The 14273-nt window shown below is 32.4% G+C and carries 15 protein-coding genes and 1 tRNA gene; 5 read left to right on the forward strand and 11 right to left on the reverse strand.

Going from position 1 to position 14273, the window contains the following annotated elements:
- Positions 1–4: 4 nt before the first annotated feature.
- The 8 genes from XJ44_RS02565 to recJ all read right to left on the reverse strand — a co-directional run bounded on the left by XJ44_RS02565 (position 5) and on the right by recJ (position 6419).
- Positions 5–256 carry a F0F1 ATP synthase subunit C gene (locus XJ44_RS02565; protein ID WP_075665502.1) on the reverse strand — a complete coding sequence of 84 codons (252 nt, stop codon included), beginning with the start codon at positions 254–256 and terminating at the stop codon, positions 5–7.
- A 14-nt stretch (positions 257–270) separates the two neighbouring features.
- Positions 271–1113 (reverse strand): F0F1 ATP synthase subunit A, encoded by an 843-nt coding sequence (gene atpB, locus XJ44_RS02570; protein WP_077197962.1) that lies wholly within the window; start codon positions 1111–1113, stop codon positions 271–273.
- Entirely contained in the window at positions 1097–1468 is a 372-nt protein-coding gene (locus XJ44_RS02575; RefSeq protein ID WP_075665504.1) for an ATPase, read from the reverse strand. Before XJ44_RS02575 ends, atpB begins: the two co-directional genes overlap by 17 nt.
- A complete protein-coding gene (locus XJ44_RS02580) occupies positions 1452–1697 on the reverse strand; it encodes an AtpZ/AtpI family protein (protein ID WP_077197963.1) in 246 nt (81 codons plus the stop codon). Before XJ44_RS02580 ends, XJ44_RS02575 begins: the two co-directional genes overlap by 17 nt.
- Positions 1694–2761, reverse strand: coding sequence for an aminopeptidase P family protein (locus XJ44_RS02585; RefSeq protein ID WP_077197964.1), 1068 nt, complete (start codon positions 2759–2761; stop codon positions 1694–1696). The genes XJ44_RS02580 and XJ44_RS02585 overlap by 4 nt, the downstream gene beginning before the upstream one ends.
- Before the next feature lie 22 nt (positions 2762–2783).
- Positions 2784–2860: transfer RNA gene (locus XJ44_RS02590), tRNA-Arg, on the reverse strand.
- On the reverse strand, positions 2860–3477 hold the full coding sequence (locus XJ44_RS02595; protein ID WP_075665507.1) for a RuvX/YqgF family protein: 618 nt from the start codon (positions 3475–3477) through the stop codon (positions 2860–2862). Before XJ44_RS02595 ends, XJ44_RS02590 begins: the two co-directional genes overlap by 1 nt.
- 8 nt (positions 3478–3485) lie before the next feature.
- Positions 3486–6419, reverse strand: coding sequence for a single-stranded-DNA-specific exonuclease RecJ (gene recJ / locus XJ44_RS02600; protein ID WP_077197965.1), 2934 nt, complete (start codon positions 6417–6419; stop codon positions 3486–3488).
- Between the two features lie 172 nt (positions 6420–6591).
- Between recJ and XJ44_RS02605 the strand changes: the two genes are divergently transcribed.
- The 5 genes from XJ44_RS02605 (at position 6592) to XJ44_RS02625 (ending at position 11951) form a co-directional block, all read left to right on the forward strand.
- On the forward strand, positions 6592–6798 hold the full coding sequence (locus XJ44_RS02605) for a hypothetical protein (protein WP_075665509.1): 207 nt from the start codon (positions 6592–6594) through the stop codon (positions 6796–6798).
- A gap of 13 nt (positions 6799–6811) precedes the next feature.
- Positions 6812–7684, forward strand: a complete 873-nt coding sequence (hslO, locus tag XJ44_RS02610) for an Hsp33 family molecular chaperone HslO (RefSeq protein ID WP_077197966.1) — start codon at positions 6812–6814, stop codon at positions 7682–7684.
- Positions 7668–8843 (forward strand): HAMP domain-containing sensor histidine kinase, encoded by a 1176-nt coding sequence (locus XJ44_RS02615; protein WP_075665511.1) that lies wholly within the window; start codon positions 7668–7670, stop codon positions 8841–8843. Before hslO ends, XJ44_RS02615 begins: the two co-directional genes overlap by 17 nt.
- A complete protein-coding gene (locus XJ44_RS02620; protein ID WP_077197967.1) occupies positions 8833–10488 on the forward strand; it encodes a formate--tetrahydrofolate ligase in 1656 nt (551 codons plus the stop codon). Before XJ44_RS02615 ends, XJ44_RS02620 begins: the two co-directional genes overlap by 11 nt.
- A gap of 179 nt (positions 10489–10667) precedes the next feature.
- Positions 10668–11951, forward strand: a complete 1284-nt coding sequence (locus XJ44_RS02625; protein ID WP_075665513.1) for a Glu/Leu/Phe/Val family dehydrogenase — start codon at positions 10668–10670, stop codon at positions 11949–11951.
- A gap of 62 nt (positions 11952–12013) precedes the next feature.
- Here the strand turns inward: XJ44_RS02625 and acpP are convergent, their stop codons facing one another.
- From acpP to XJ44_RS02640, 3 genes are all read right to left on the reverse strand, one after another.
- A complete protein-coding gene (gene acpP / locus XJ44_RS02630) occupies positions 12014–12244 on the reverse strand; it encodes an acyl carrier protein (protein ID WP_075665514.1) in 231 nt (76 codons plus the stop codon).
- Between the two features lie 122 nt (positions 12245–12366).
- Complete coding sequence (locus XJ44_RS02635; protein ID WP_233119499.1) at positions 12367–13914, reverse strand: tetratricopeptide repeat protein; 1548 nt, start codon at positions 13912–13914, stop codon at positions 12367–12369.
- Positions 13915–13938: 24 nt separating this feature from the next.
- Positions 13939–14271 carry a histidine triad nucleotide-binding protein gene (locus XJ44_RS02640; RefSeq protein ID WP_075665515.1) on the reverse strand — a complete coding sequence of 111 codons (333 nt, stop codon included), beginning with the start codon at positions 14269–14271 and terminating at the stop codon, positions 13939–13941.
- Positions 14272–14273: the final 2 nt, after the last annotated feature.

A 14273-nucleotide genomic window follows, 5' to 3' on the forward strand; every position in this document is an offset into this window, starting at 1 on the left:
CACATTATAAGGTAAGAAGTATAAGAAATGCAATTAAAAGTGAGTAAATTCCTGTAGATTCTGCAACTGCGTCTGCAATCAACATACGTGTAGTAATTGTTCCAACCATCTCAGGTTGTCTTGCCATTGCATCCATTGCATGAGCACCTATGTTACCTTCACCTATACCAGGTCCAATAGCACCGATACCCATTGCCAATCCTGCACCAATTGCTTTTCCCATTATAACTAATGCATCTGCCAAGCTCTTTTCCATAACTACCAACCTCCTTATGATATTTTTTCTGAAATATATGCCACCGCAAGCATTGAGAATACCAAAGCTTGAACTAAACCAACAAAAATCCCAAAATACGCCCAATAGAAAACTGGCATAAATAGATATTTAACTAAATATGTCAAAATAAATGTTAAAATAGCTCCTCCACCAATATTTCCAAACAACCTCAAAGAGTGTGAAATAGGTTTTGCAAGTTCTCCTATTATATTCATAGGCAACATTATAGGCATAGGCTCAAGCCATGATTTTAACCAACCACCAAAACCTTTTGCTTTAATCGCAAAAGCATGGCTTATCACAAAAACCATTAACGCATATGTTAAATTTGTATTTAAATCCGCAGTTGGTGAAAACCACGTATCTTGGAAAAGGGTAAACTTAACGTGCTCATCAACTACGTTTACATTAAGTCCTGGCATTGCACCACCAATTATATTCGAGATTGATATATACAAAAACAACGTTGTGGCAATTGCAAATGTGGGCCTAACAAACTTTGGATCATCTATAACACTTTCTACAACCTCATACATAAAATCCATTATGGACTCTGCAAATGATTGTCTTCTGTCTGGAATAACTTTAAAATTCTTCCCCACACGTACTGCAAAAACTATCAATCCAATTATTATAGTCCAACTCATAATAATAGTAAGTGGATTTATCCTAGTATACCACGCTTTTTCATCTGAAAGCTGTATAATCCATCTATTGGCAAGTCCTCTTGTAACTTCAGCTGTATCTTTTGGAACAAAATATAATGCATTTATTATCCCCAAAACAGTATAAATTATCAAAAAAACTACTAGAAACCAACTAATCTTTTTTTTCACTATTTTCACCTCCAATCAGAAAACCCACTATATAAGCTCCTATTTTAACATTTATAAGTCCTAAAAAAACACCTAACAAAGCTAATACTTTCTCTTTAAACAATACACCAACTAGTAGAAAAAGACTTGCAGAAAACAAATATCTTATGTAATAACCCTTTTTAGACCTTTTCTTTAAACCCAAGTTAATTATATCGTAATAAAGAGAAAATACGTATAAAACAGCACCAATTGTACCTAAAACGTAACTAAAAATAAAACTTCGTTCATAATTTGTCAAAATCGTTCCCAGTATCGTACCAATAATTCCCAAAATTATTATAACATTTACATAACTTTTAATCACCTTTTTCACGTCTGTCTACCTTCTCAACCTCTTTTAGCATCTGCCTTATGGCATTGTACAATCCCGAAATCGCGCCAAAAAAGAGAAATACGATAGTAAATAATTTTTCCGTATTAAAAATCTTATCCAAAAAATTTCCAATAAAATATGAAATTATTACATTTCCAAGGATAGTTGCACCAAATATAGTTACCAAATTCAACTTATTTAGTTCTTTAACTATATTGTTTTTCTTCATACTACAAAGATATCTCTTGGAAGACTTGACAAAACTTCACAACCATTATCTGTTAACAATATATCGTCTTCTATCCTAATTCCAAATTTTTTTGGAAGGTATATACCAGGTTCTACTGTAACAATTGAATTTTTTGGAAGAGGTTCTTTATTTGTAAAACTTAATCTAGGTTCTTCATGAACTTCCAAACCAATACCATGTCCCAAAGAATGTCCAAAGTATTCGCCATATCCTTTCTCAGTTATATAATTCCTTGCTGCTTTGTCAATTTCCGCACCAGTTAACCCTGCACGTGCTATTTCGATGGCCTCTTGTTGTGCTTTCATAACTATGCTGTGTACATTTTTTACCTCATCACTTGGTTCTCCTATACAAAATACACGCGTTAAATCACTTGCATACCCATTAAAATACGCTCCCCAATCCACTACCACTGGTTCTCCAATCTCAATTTCTTTATCACTTGCTATACCATGCGGGAGTGCTCCTCTCCAACCAGACGCTACTATAGTCTCAAATGAAAACTTATCTCCGCCTAATAATTTCATTTGATATTCCAAATATGCTGCAACTTCTTTTTCTGTAATCTTCGGTCTTACTATTTCTAATGTCTTTTTAAAAGCCTCTTCTGCAATATATACAGCTTTTCTAATATCTTCAATCTCACTCTCTGTTTTTACAGCCCTTAATTTTAACAACTCAATTGAAACATCTACAAATTCAACATCTAAATGTCCTGCTAAATACTCAAAATGTTTCGTCAAAGTCCTATCTTTTTCTATTCCCACCCTATTTACATTCATCTTCTTTAAATACTCAACTATAATATCCAAAAAACGCTTATCTGCCTTGTATTTTACAAGTTCAAACTCCGATTCCATTTTTGCCTGTTCCCAATATCTAGAATCAGTAATTATTATCCTTCTATCTTTTGAATAAATTACACCAGAAAAACTTCCAGTAAAACCAGAAATAAACCTTGTAGTAGGTTTATTTGAGCCTTCAATGTTTAAAACTACAAGTACATCTAATTTCTTAGATAACAGTATATCATTTAAATCCATAATTTACCCCCTTTCAAATTCTTGGCGTGCCTGGCGGGATTTGAACCCGCAACCTCTGGATCCGGAGTCCAGGGCTCTCTCCAATTGAGCTACAGGCACTAAACCAATATAATTTTACCACCATTTTTTAAAAATTTATCCACAACATCTTTGAATTTTTCATTTACAATAACCAAATTATACTTTTTTTCAATTGTATCTTCATTCCTGTAAACAAAATTTTTTTCTTTCATATGCAAAAACGCAATGGAAAAATTCCTAGTTAGAGCATCTCCTTTTCTACCCTTAACAGGAGTAACTTCATAGTAAAGTACATCTTCAACATCTTCACAATCAAATTCAACATCTAAAAATTTTTCAAGTACAAATTTCTGGGAAAGTATGGGGTTTTTAATATAGTCCATAAAGATCTGTCTGGCACTAAATGCATCGTCATCTTTTGCATTAAAAGATAAAGCCATCTTGGTGGTTAATCTTTCATCTATTAAAAATACATCTATGCCTTTTCTTTTTAATTTGTAAGCAAATTTTAAAACTTTAAAACTTTGCTTAGAATAATTTCCACTCATGGAAAGCGGTATACCTAAAACTACTTTTTGAAATTTTTCCAACAACTTATTCAATTGCGTGGTATTTACTGTTCCACTTTTTGATATAAAATCACTTCCAATAGCATATCCTGTTTTTTTATCTCCATAATCTAGTGCTAAAATCATATTTCCCCCTAAATATTAAGATAAACATCGTACATCTCTCTTTCCTCGATCATCTTGTAAATATCTTTAATAGATGCATTTAAAAGTGTCATAGTGTATTTTTCAAAATAAGAAAGTTCCAACTCCCTTTCAAGAATTCTAAGTATTTTTTTGTCGTTCTTGTAATCAAGAATTGCATGTTTTAACACCTTTGGAGAAATATTTACATCTTTTGAAAAATCTATAAATTTATTTTTATTATCTATCTTTAAATCGTAAAATCTTAAAACTGCTTCTTCTAATCTCTTCTTATCTGGAAAAATTTTCAAAAGATGATTTTTTCTCTTTAAAGCATCTTCACTGTTATAATAAAGTTGCAAGATTACATAAGAATCACCAGATACTGCATCTATTAACTCTTTTATGCTTAACGGAAAATCAAATATTCTAACTTCTGCACCATTTTCTAACATTGAGGGTAATCCATCAGAATTAGTTGAAGAAACCAATTTTTTTATCCTTCCTTTTTTTATTAAACTACTAATCACACACTTTTGAAACGGTTTTAATATAGGACTGTAAAACACCAAATCTTTAAATTCATACCTTCTAGAAATTAGTTTTTCATAAAACTTTGTCACATATGAATAGTTTGAAAACAAAAATGCAATTGAATTAATTTCGTGTTCAATCGTTTTTTTGGAATTCCGCTTATCTTCCAGTCCAAAATTTATCTTCTTTTCTTCGTAAAAAATTGGAATGTTACTTTCAAACTTATACAAACTCGTAACAACAAAATCTTTTTCCTCTAATTTTTTTAATAATTTTTCATATAATTCATACGACAGTGAAGACAAAATCTGTATTTCATTCAAAATTATGAAGTCAAAATCATCTAAAGGAATTTTACCTTCAGTAATCATTATAGGGTTTGTAATAACATGTTTTGAATAATTTCTATTTAATGAGTTAACAAAAGTTATTCCATCAGGTGAATGCCTGGACAAGCTTTCATAAACATGCAAAGCCTCGATATTTGTTGGATTTATCACTAGCGTTCTACCTTTATTCATTAAATAAAGCAAAAAAGCGTTCCTAGTCAACAAATCTGATTGCAAAACAAATGGTTTTTCTTTAAAAAGGTACTTTTCAATTCTTTCATACCTTTGGGAAAGTTCACTACTATCCCAAAAATCCCTAAATTCGTCTCCTTTTTGGCTTTTCCAATCGTTTGTAAAGGAATATATAAAGTATTTATCTTTATAATCTTCCTCATACTCAGAAGAAATTTTAAAATCCAAGATATTCAAAAATGGACCAACACCATTTTGTCTTATGTTAGCCACAATATCCAATGAAGTTAAAACCGCGTGAATTGCTGGAATATCATAATAGTTCTTTTTTAAACCAAATCCTATTCCTTCAACGGTATTTTTATTTTTACTCTTTAACACCATTCTTACATTTGCTCCAAAATTTCCAAAGAACCTTATTCTTTCAACCAAATTATTTTTTATCAAAAAAACAGGTTCAGGATTCCCATGTCCAAACGGCTCCAAATAACTTAAAGCCTTTATTACATTATCTCCAACATCATCTAAATCCAAAACAGCGTCTACTTCCAATTTAGAATCCACTTCAAAATGACTGTCACCAAATTTTTTTGAAATCACATCGATAAGCTCGTTAATTTTTTCTTGTCTTATACTAAATCCAACTGCCATAGGGTGTCCACCAATTTCTTCAAAATACTCGGAAAACTTGGAAAGTACTTCCAAAATATCAACACCATCTACACTTCTACCAGAACCCCTGCCAATTCCCTCTTCAAGTGATACAACAAGAGAAGGTTTATTGTACCTTTGTACAAGCTTTGTAGCAACAATTCCTAAAACACCCGCATGCCATTTTTCGCCAGCGACTATCAAAATAGGTAAATCTTTTATCTTTGAACTTTCTATTTTGTTAACAGCCTCTTTAAATATCTTATTTTCTATCTCTTGTCTTGTAAAGTTATATCCCATTAAAATCTCTGCAAGTTGTTCAGCAGACGAAAGATTATTAGTTGTAATCAGTTTATAAGCATCCTCTGCGGAATACAATCTACCTGCTGCATTGAGCTTGGGAGCTAACCTATAACCAATATCTTGACTGGTAATATTTGTAATATTAAGTTTTTTCATCAGTTGCACAAGACCAATCCTATCTGTTTCATTGAGTTTTTTCAATCCTTCTTTTACAATATACCTATTTTCATCTACCAGATCCACCATATCCGCTATTGTTCCAAGTGCAACTATATCCAAGACTTCATTGATTTCTTCATCTTTAAGGTTTAACTTTTGTCCCAATGCAGAAATTAGCTTATACGCCACGCCAACACCCGCAAAGTCCCTAAAAGGATACATTTCATCTTCCCTTTTTGGATCAACAACCGCATGAGCTTTCGGAATTTCATCCTTGATAGTATGGTGATCAGTTATTATTACATACATTCCCAACTCTTTTGCCCGTTCTACAGCTTCAAAACTTGTTATACCACAATCTACACTTAACAACACCTTAAACCCGTTCTTATAGAATCTTTCCACAATTTCAGGTTGTATACCATATCCTTCATCAAGACGATTAGGTATATAGTAATCCACCTTCCAACCATACTTAGAAAGGAAAGACACTAAGGTTGCAGTACCCGTTATACCGTCTACATCATAATCTCCATACACAAAAACAGGGTACCCTTTTTCACGGGCAAGTAAGAGATATTTAACAGCTTTATCCATATCTTTCAATAAAAATGGAGAGCGCAAATCGTCTTTTGATGGATTGATAAACTTATACGCATCTTTAGGTGTAAGATAACCTCTGGAAACTAGTAATTGCGCCGTAAGTAGAGGAATATCCAATTCCTCAGCCAACTTTTCTGAAAGTTCGGTATTAATTTTTTTCAATTCCCATTTCACTATTCTACTCCTTCCTTTTTTTATTTTTTTACTTTTGTACTTATTTTACCATATTAAAAATATTTTTAGAATAGTGTATAATATAACTATAGTAATATAGTAAGTGTTCCAAGTTCCACCAGCACTAAAGTTCTAATCTAAAAGAACCGCAAAAAAACGAGGAGGTGGAATTATGGGGAACACGTATTATTGGCTTGTACTTCTTGGAGACTCGGAATACCATATTTTACCTATCCTTTTTGTTCCCTCTCAATCACATGTAGATGCGCTCTTGGAAACCATATACAAAAACAAACTAATCAATTTTCAAGTAAAAAAAGTAATGTTTTCGGATAATTTTGAATCTGTTAAAGAGGTTACCATGAAATATGCAAATTAAGGAGTGATTAAATTTGGTTACAAACGGTATTGCATACAACGCTAGGGTAAGGTTTTCGGTTATTGATAGTACAAATATTATCCAAGAGGTAACAAATAAACATTCCCTATCTCCTATCACAGCCGTTGCACTTGGAAGATTGTTAACCGGCGTTTCACTTATGATTCCATGGCTTTCGCAAAACGAAACACTTACTTACATAGTTGAAGGGAGTAACAAGATAAAATATATTGCTGCCCAAGCAAAAAACAACGGAGATGTAAGGGGATATGTTACACCCAAAGTGGTAGAAACTTTTTTAAACAAAGACGATAAATTTGATATCAAAAAAGCAATAGGTAATGGAACTTTAAAAGTTGTAAAGGACTTAGGTTTAAAAACCCCTTATGTTACACCATCCAAATTAGTTAGTGGTGAAATAGCAGAAGATTTAGCTCATTACTTTGCCACTTCTGAACAGATTCCAAGTGCTATAGCTTTAGGAGTCTTAGTGGACAAAAATGGGATTAAACGTGCTGGTGGAATTATTATTCAAATATTGGATAAATCCCTTTCCCAAAAAAGCATTATAGAAATTGAAACAAAATTCAAAGAGATCACTCCAATAACTAACTTTTTGGAAAACCATTCTGCAATAGATGCATTAGAGTATGTCTTTGGTGATAAAATTGAAAAAATAGAAAAACACAACGTCCAATTTAAATGTAGTTGTTCACATGAAAAAGCCATAGATTCAATAAGATTATTAAAAATTGAAGAATTAAAAGAAATTTTAGAAAAAAATGAAGACGTGGAAGTTGAATGTAAATGGTGTAGTACAAAATACATTGTTAAAATTCCAGAGATTAAAAAAATCTTGGAGGAAAAAAATGAGCATCTCAACTAAAGTTACGTACATTGTCACTTTAATTTCAACTACAATTTTAGCTTTGGTATTAATATTTTTGTACTCTACTATAGATTCACTAATGATAAAATCCACGAAAGAAGATTTGCTAAGAACGAATCCAAAGGGACATATGATGCAACCTTTTATGAGAAAAGATATATACATATTAAGGAATGGTATTTTAATTTTGGATCCATATAACATAGGGATTGTTAAAAAAGAAGGAAAAGTAAAAATAAGCGATAGAACTTATTTATTTGTAAAAAAGCAAAACACTATTTTTGGAAAAGATATTACCCCCATTGAAGAATCCATATTAAACATTAAAAAAAAGATCATCATTTTATTTTTAATTTCTATTACATTGATAAGTACACTCACCTATTTTATAACTAAAAAATCGTTAAAACACTTACATGACTTTGTAAATAAGATTTCAAAACTAACAGGAAACGATCTCAACTATAGGTTTATAAATCCACACACCAACGACGAAGTTGAAGAACTCGTTGAAAAATTCAACGAGTTAATGGATAAAGTTGAAAAAAATTACAAATTACAAGAGGAATTTGTTTCAAATGTTTCTCACGAATTAAAAACCCCTATAGCAAATCTAATTGGTTATTCAAAAATGCTACAAAGATGGGGCATGAAAAACAAAGAGATTTTAAAAGAAGGTATTGAAAACATTGTACAATCTGCAAACAAAATGAGAGAATTAGTTGAAAATATGATAATGATTTCAAAAAATTATGAACTTGAAAAAGAACAAATACATCTAAGACCTTTTATTGAAGGTATTATAACAGACAACAATGTGGTAATATCCGGAGATGGTACTATAGAAGCAAACAAAGAAGCCCTGGAAATTGTCATTAAAAATTTGATCAAAAATGCATTAATACACGGAAAACCTCCTGTTGAAATCTTACTTCAAAAAGACAAAATAGAAATTAAAGATCATGGGCAAGGCATACCAAAAGAGCTTAAAGAAAAAATTTTTGAGAAATTTTCAAAATCTAGAACTTCAAAAGGTCATGGATTGGGATTGTATATAGTTAAAAAGTTATGCAATCAAATGGGATTAAATATGTATTTAAAAAACTCAACTCATACTACATTCGTTATTGAAAGGGGTGAAAGATATGAAATCTGATATCGAAATCGCAAGGGAGGCAAAGTTAAAAAAAATATCGGAAATAGCAAAGGAAATAGGTATCGATGAAGAATACATTGAACCATACGGAAAATTCATTGCAAAAGTAAATCTAAACTTTTTAAAAAAAATAAGCGAAAGAAAAGATGGAAAACTCATATTAGTAACTGCTATAACCCCAACTCCCGCAGGTGAGGGGAAAACTACAACGAGTATTGGTCTTTCAATGGCATTAAACAAATTGGGAAAAAAATCCATAGTAACGTTAAGAGAACCCTCGCTTGGACCTGTTTTTGGTATTAAAGGTGGTGCAGCAGGTGGTGGATATTCTCAAGTGCTTCCCATGGAAAATATAAACTTACACTTTACAGGAGATATTCATGCTATTTCATCTGCACACAACCTAATATCCGCTGTAATAGATTCACACATTAAATTTGGAAATGAATTAAAAATAAATCCCGCGAAAGTATTCTGGAAGAGAACAATGGATATGAATGATCGTGCACTAAGACAAATCGTTGTAGGACTTGGCGGAAATACAAATGGTCTTCCAAGGGAAGATGGATTTATAATAACCGCTGCATCGGAAATAATGGCGATACTCTGTCTTGCAAAAGACTTAAAAGATTTAAAAGAAAGACTTGGAAATATAGTACTTGCAGAAAGCTTTGATAAAAAACTAATAAAAGTCAGAGATTTAAAAATAGAAGGCGCTCTTACAGTACTTTTAAAAGATGCGATTAAACCAAATCTTGTACAAACAATAGAAAACACACCGGCGTTTATTCATGGTGGACCTTTTGCAAATATTGCTCATGGTACAAATAGCATAATATCTACAAAAATGGCACTAAAATTAGCAGATTACGTCGTTACTGAGGCGGGATTTGCCGCAGATTTAGGTGCAGAAAAATACTTAGATTTTGTCACACAAGTTGCCAATTTCAATGTAAATGCTGTTGTATTGGTAGCAACAATAAAAGCATTAAAATACCATGGTGGGGTAAATAAAAATGATTTGTCCAAAGAAAATGTAGACGCAATGCTAAAAGGTATGGATAATCTAAAAACACACATTGAAAATTTAAAACTCTATAACGTACCAGTAGTAGTAGCATTAAATGTATTTCCAACAGATACCGAAAATGAATTAAAAGCATTTTCAAATAACTGTAACGCTCCACATGCATTTTTAAGGGCATTTCAAATGGGAAGTGAAGGCGCAATAGATCTTGCAAAGCTTGTAACTGAAAACATCTCAGAAACCCCACATACACCAATTGTAAATTTCAATATGTCCATAGAGGAGAAACTTGAAACACTTGCAACAAAAATCTATAGGGCAAAAAAAGTTATATACACAGATAAAGCAAAGAGTAAATTAAAATTCCTAAAACGCCATGGATTTGAAAACTTACCAGTAATTGTTGCAAAAACTCAATCAAGTATATCTGATGACCCCAAGAAAATAAACGCACCAAAAAATTATGATTTTACAATAAGGGATTTTGAGTTATCCGCTGGCGCTGGATTTGTAGTAGCTCTAGCTGGTGAAATAATGAGAATGCCAGGACTTTCGAAAATTCCAAACGCAACTAACATAGATATAGACGAAGATGGAAATATAATAGGATTATCCTAAGCTGGTCATACGACCAGCTTTTTTATTTTTAAAGCATAATTTAGTAAAAAAAAGAAAATACAAATATTTTGCCTGGAAAATGATTTATGTTAGGATTTTCACAAAATATCGGCATTGAAAAATCAAGTATTTTAAGTAATAATTTAGGTGTACTACAACACAATAGGGAGGTTTAAAAAATGAAATTAAGTGAATTAGGCAGATTAGAAGCACCAGGTCCACTCTATAAAATGGCACAACATCAATTCTTAAAAGCAGCAAAACTCATGGATTTAGATCCAAACATTGGAAACTTTTTGCTTTGGCCACAAAGATCGTTGGTAGTACATTTTCCAGTAGTAATGGATGATGGTAGAGTAGAAATATTTGAAGGATATAGAGTTCAACACAATACGGCAAGAGGTCCTGCAAAAGGCGGTATAAGATATCACCCTGAAACAAATTTAGACGAAGTTTCCTCACTTGCATTCTGGATGACGTGGAAATGTGCTGTTGTTAACCTTCCATACGGTGGAGGAAAAGGTGGAGTTAGAGTTGATCCCAAAAAGCTCTCCGAAAAGGAACTTGAGAAATTAAGTAGAAGATTCTTCTCTGAAATTCAAATGATGGTAGGTCCAACAAAGGACATCCCAGCACCTGATGTAAACACCAATGCAAAGATAATGGCTTGGTATATGGACACCTACAGCATGAACTCAGGTAATACAACACTTGGAGTCGTAACGGGTAAACCTCTTGATCTTGGTGGTTCAGAAGGAAGGCCAGAAGCAACAGGGCGTGGTGTTTCAATCAGTGCAGCAGAAGCATGTAAAGCACGTGGTATAGACATTTCCAAAGCCAAAGTAGCAATTCAAGGTTTTGGTAACGTAGGTTCGTTCTCTGCAAAGATACTTTCAGAAGAATACGGTGCAAAAATAGTAGCAGTAAGCGATGTGAGTGGTGGACTTTACAATGAAGAGGGCTTTGATGTTGACGATTTAATCAAATATAGAGATGAAAACGGTGGATTAATCAAGGGATATCCAAAAGGAAAACCAATCTCAAACGAGGAATTACTCACATTGGATGTTGATATCTTAGTCCCAGCAGCACTTGAAAATGCAATCACTGGAAAAATTGCAAAAGACGTCAAAGCAAAGATAATAGTCGAGGGTGCAAATGGTCCTACAACAGAAGAAGCAGAAGAAATCTTAATTGAAAAAGATGTACTTGTAGTTCCAGACATTCTAGCAAACGCTGGTGGTGTTACAGTATCTTACTTTGAATGGGTACAAGACCTTCAAAGCTTCTTCTGGGATGTAGATGATATAAGAAAGAAATTGCATAAGATTATGACTAAATCCTTCGGCGAAGTATACGCAACAAAACAAAAATACAACACAGACATGAGAACAGCTGCTTACATTGTGGCAATTGGAAGAGTTGCAGAAGCAGTCAAAAAAAGAGGATATTTCCCAATGTAAAAAATACCCGGGGTTATTCCCCGGGCTTGTTTTTAAAAAGAAGGAAGGCTCACGCCTTCCTTTTATACTCTTTGACTGATTAAATCAACAATATCTTTAACCGTATTGATTTTAGAAAGATCCGAATCTTCTACTTTAATTCCAAACTCATCTTCAAATGCCATAACTAAATCTACCATATCTAAAGAATCTGCCCCTAAATCATCTGTTAAACTTTTTTCTTCCGTAACCTCATTAACATCTACTCCAAGTTGCTCGGCTATAATTTCTTTGATTTTTTGCACTTTTTCCATAATACTCACCTCCCACTATGCAAAATATTACCACATTTAAAAGTTAGTGTCAAGTAAAAATGTTAAACTTGTTTAATTGTAACAATAAAATGAAAGCCAGCGTGTTTGCTAGCTTTCTTTAATCATAATTCGATAAATAATTTTGCCAGTTTACCAATAAATGTCTCTTCTTTTATATCGTTAATTTCCGGTTCATAGCTTAAAAGCTCCATTAGTTGTAAAATGAAATTAGGTAGATTCTCTGTTTTTTCAAAATTTTCCCAAAAATCATCCAAAGAGGTCTTTGTGTACTCAAGCATATTAATCATTTTTTTAAAAAGTGGAATATTTATATTCGAAAGCTGTTCTAGTACTTTTTCAATTATCTCAGAAAAAGGCATGCCACCAAATACTCTACCAAAATAAATGATTTGAATTACTTTGTAAAACACCACTGCTTCGTCTATATCAAAGAGTAAAAATGAAGATTTGGCTAGATTCTTCTCTATTAAAATTGGATCGGCACCGGCAATATATCCACTTGAAATAACAAGTGCTATCCTTTGGTTAAAAGGAAAATTCCTATACCTTTCAAGTTCTCCTAAAATAACCTCTCCCTCATCGTTGGTAAAATCAAATGCATACTCAAGTTCTTTAAAAGGAAAGTGAATTTTTTCTAACTTACTCTCTATCAAATCTTTCTCTTGCCTAGCCTTTCTTAAAAAAGCAACATATTCTGGATCAAATTTTTCTAATTCGTTTAAAATAAAGTCTTTATATCCATCAATAAATAACAAAGATTTTAAATAATTTTCCCTGTACTCTTCACCTGCAAGCTTTAAACTCTCACTTGCTTCTTCATATAACCCCAATAATTTTTGCTGCAATCCCAACTCGTTGTAAACCTCAAAAGACGGGAAGTTTTTAGATAACTCTTTTAACACCTGCAACGCTTGAAGATGTTTTCCAAGTTTTGATAACGTATATGCCAGATTATACGCAATCTCCGGTTTATACTCAATTGACAAACCATCTTTAAAAACTTTCTCTGCTTTTTCAAATCTTTGTGTGGTATTGTACAAAACACCTAATCTAAGAAAAATTTGAGATAATTTTTCCACCTTCAAAGCTGCTTGGTATGCAATTTCCGCATCTTTATACTGACCATTTTCAAAATACGCATCACCTACTTTTAACAAGGGAAGTGCAAAGTCCTTGTTAATCTCAAAGGCTTTCATATACATTTCAACGGATTCATCGTATTCTTTCTTTAAATACAAAACATTTCCAAGTTCGTAATATCCCAAATAAAAAGTGGGGTTAAGCGAAATAGAACGTTTTAATTCAACTTCTGCATTATCGTAATCTCCAACTTTTGAAAATAATAATCCATAATAAAAATGGTACCTGTAATCATACATTACATTTTTTGCTTTTTCCAAAAAATTTCTTGCTTTCTCATAATTTTCATCGTTTAAGAGTTCTTTAAACTTTTCATAATAGAAATAGGTAAGATAAGATGCCCAATATTCATTTTTCTCCACAGAATATTGAGCCTCTAATCCCCTTAGTATTACATCTAGTGGAATCTTGTTAATCTCGCTAATTAAAGGCATATCCTCAGCTAAAATGGGCAATTTAACGGGTAAATTCTGTTCTTTTGCAATTTCTGGCTTTACAGGTAAATACACAATTGCCTTGATTTTATCATCTCCTTATCCTATACCTCCAAATTTTCTACCTGAAATTACGTGAAAGTGTATATGTGGTACTTCTTGCCCCGCGTTCTTTCCATTGTTCTGCACTATTCTATATTCTTTAAACCCCAATTTATCGCTTAACTCTTTTATTATGTAAAATATCTTCCAAAAACGTCTTTGATCATCTTCGGATAATTCATGTATTTTTTCCACATGTTTTTTATAAATAATTAGAAGATGAATTGGTGCAACGGGTTTTATATCTTTTATGACTATAAAATCTTCATCTTCGTACACCTTTTCAGAAGGTATCTCATTTCTTATTATTTTACAAAAAACACAATCCATAT

Origin of the sequence: Thermosipho affectus (assembly GCF_001990485.1) — a bacterium.
Lineage (GTDB): Bacteria > Thermotogota > Thermotogae > Thermotogales > Fervidobacteriaceae > Thermosipho > Thermosipho affectus.

Bases quoted from the DNA above. Each gene is read 5' to 3' on its own strand.
- XJ44_RS02565 (WP_075665502.1), bottom strand. From the start codon at position 256: ATGGAAAAGAGCTTGGCAGATGCATTAGTTATAATGGGAAAAGCAATT.
- XJ44_RS02580 (WP_077197963.1), bottom strand. From the start codon at position 1,697: ATGAAGAAAAACAATATAGTTAAAGAACTAAATAAGTTGAATTTGGTA.
- XJ44_RS02585 (WP_077197964.1), bottom strand. From the start codon at position 2,761: ATGGATTTAAATGATATACTGTTATCTAAGAAATTAGATGTACTTGTA.
- XJ44_RS02595 (WP_075665507.1), bottom strand. From the start codon at position 3,477: ATGATTTTAGCACTAGATTATGGAGATAAAAAAACAGGATATGCTATT.
- XJ44_RS02605 (WP_075665509.1), top strand. From the start codon at position 6,592: ATGGGGAACACGTATTATTGGCTTGTACTTCTTGGAGACTCGGAATAC.
- XJ44_RS02615 (WP_075665511.1), top strand. From the start codon at position 7,668: ATGAGCATCTCAACTAAAGTTACGTACATTGTCACTTTAATTTCAACT.
- XJ44_RS02620 (WP_077197967.1), top strand. From the start codon at position 8,833: ATGAAATCTGATATCGAAATCGCAAGGGAGGCAAAGTTAAAAAAAATA.
- XJ44_RS02625 (WP_075665513.1), top strand. From the start codon at position 10,668: ATGAAATTAAGTGAATTAGGCAGATTAGAAGCACCAGGTCCACTCTAT.
- acpP (WP_075665514.1), bottom strand. From the start codon at position 12,244: ATGGAAAAAGTGCAAAAAATCAAAGAAATTATAGCCGAGCAACTTGGA.
- XJ44_RS02640 (WP_075665515.1), bottom strand. From the start codon at position 14,271: ATGGATTGTGTTTTTTGTAAAATAATAAGAAATGAGATACCTTCTGAA.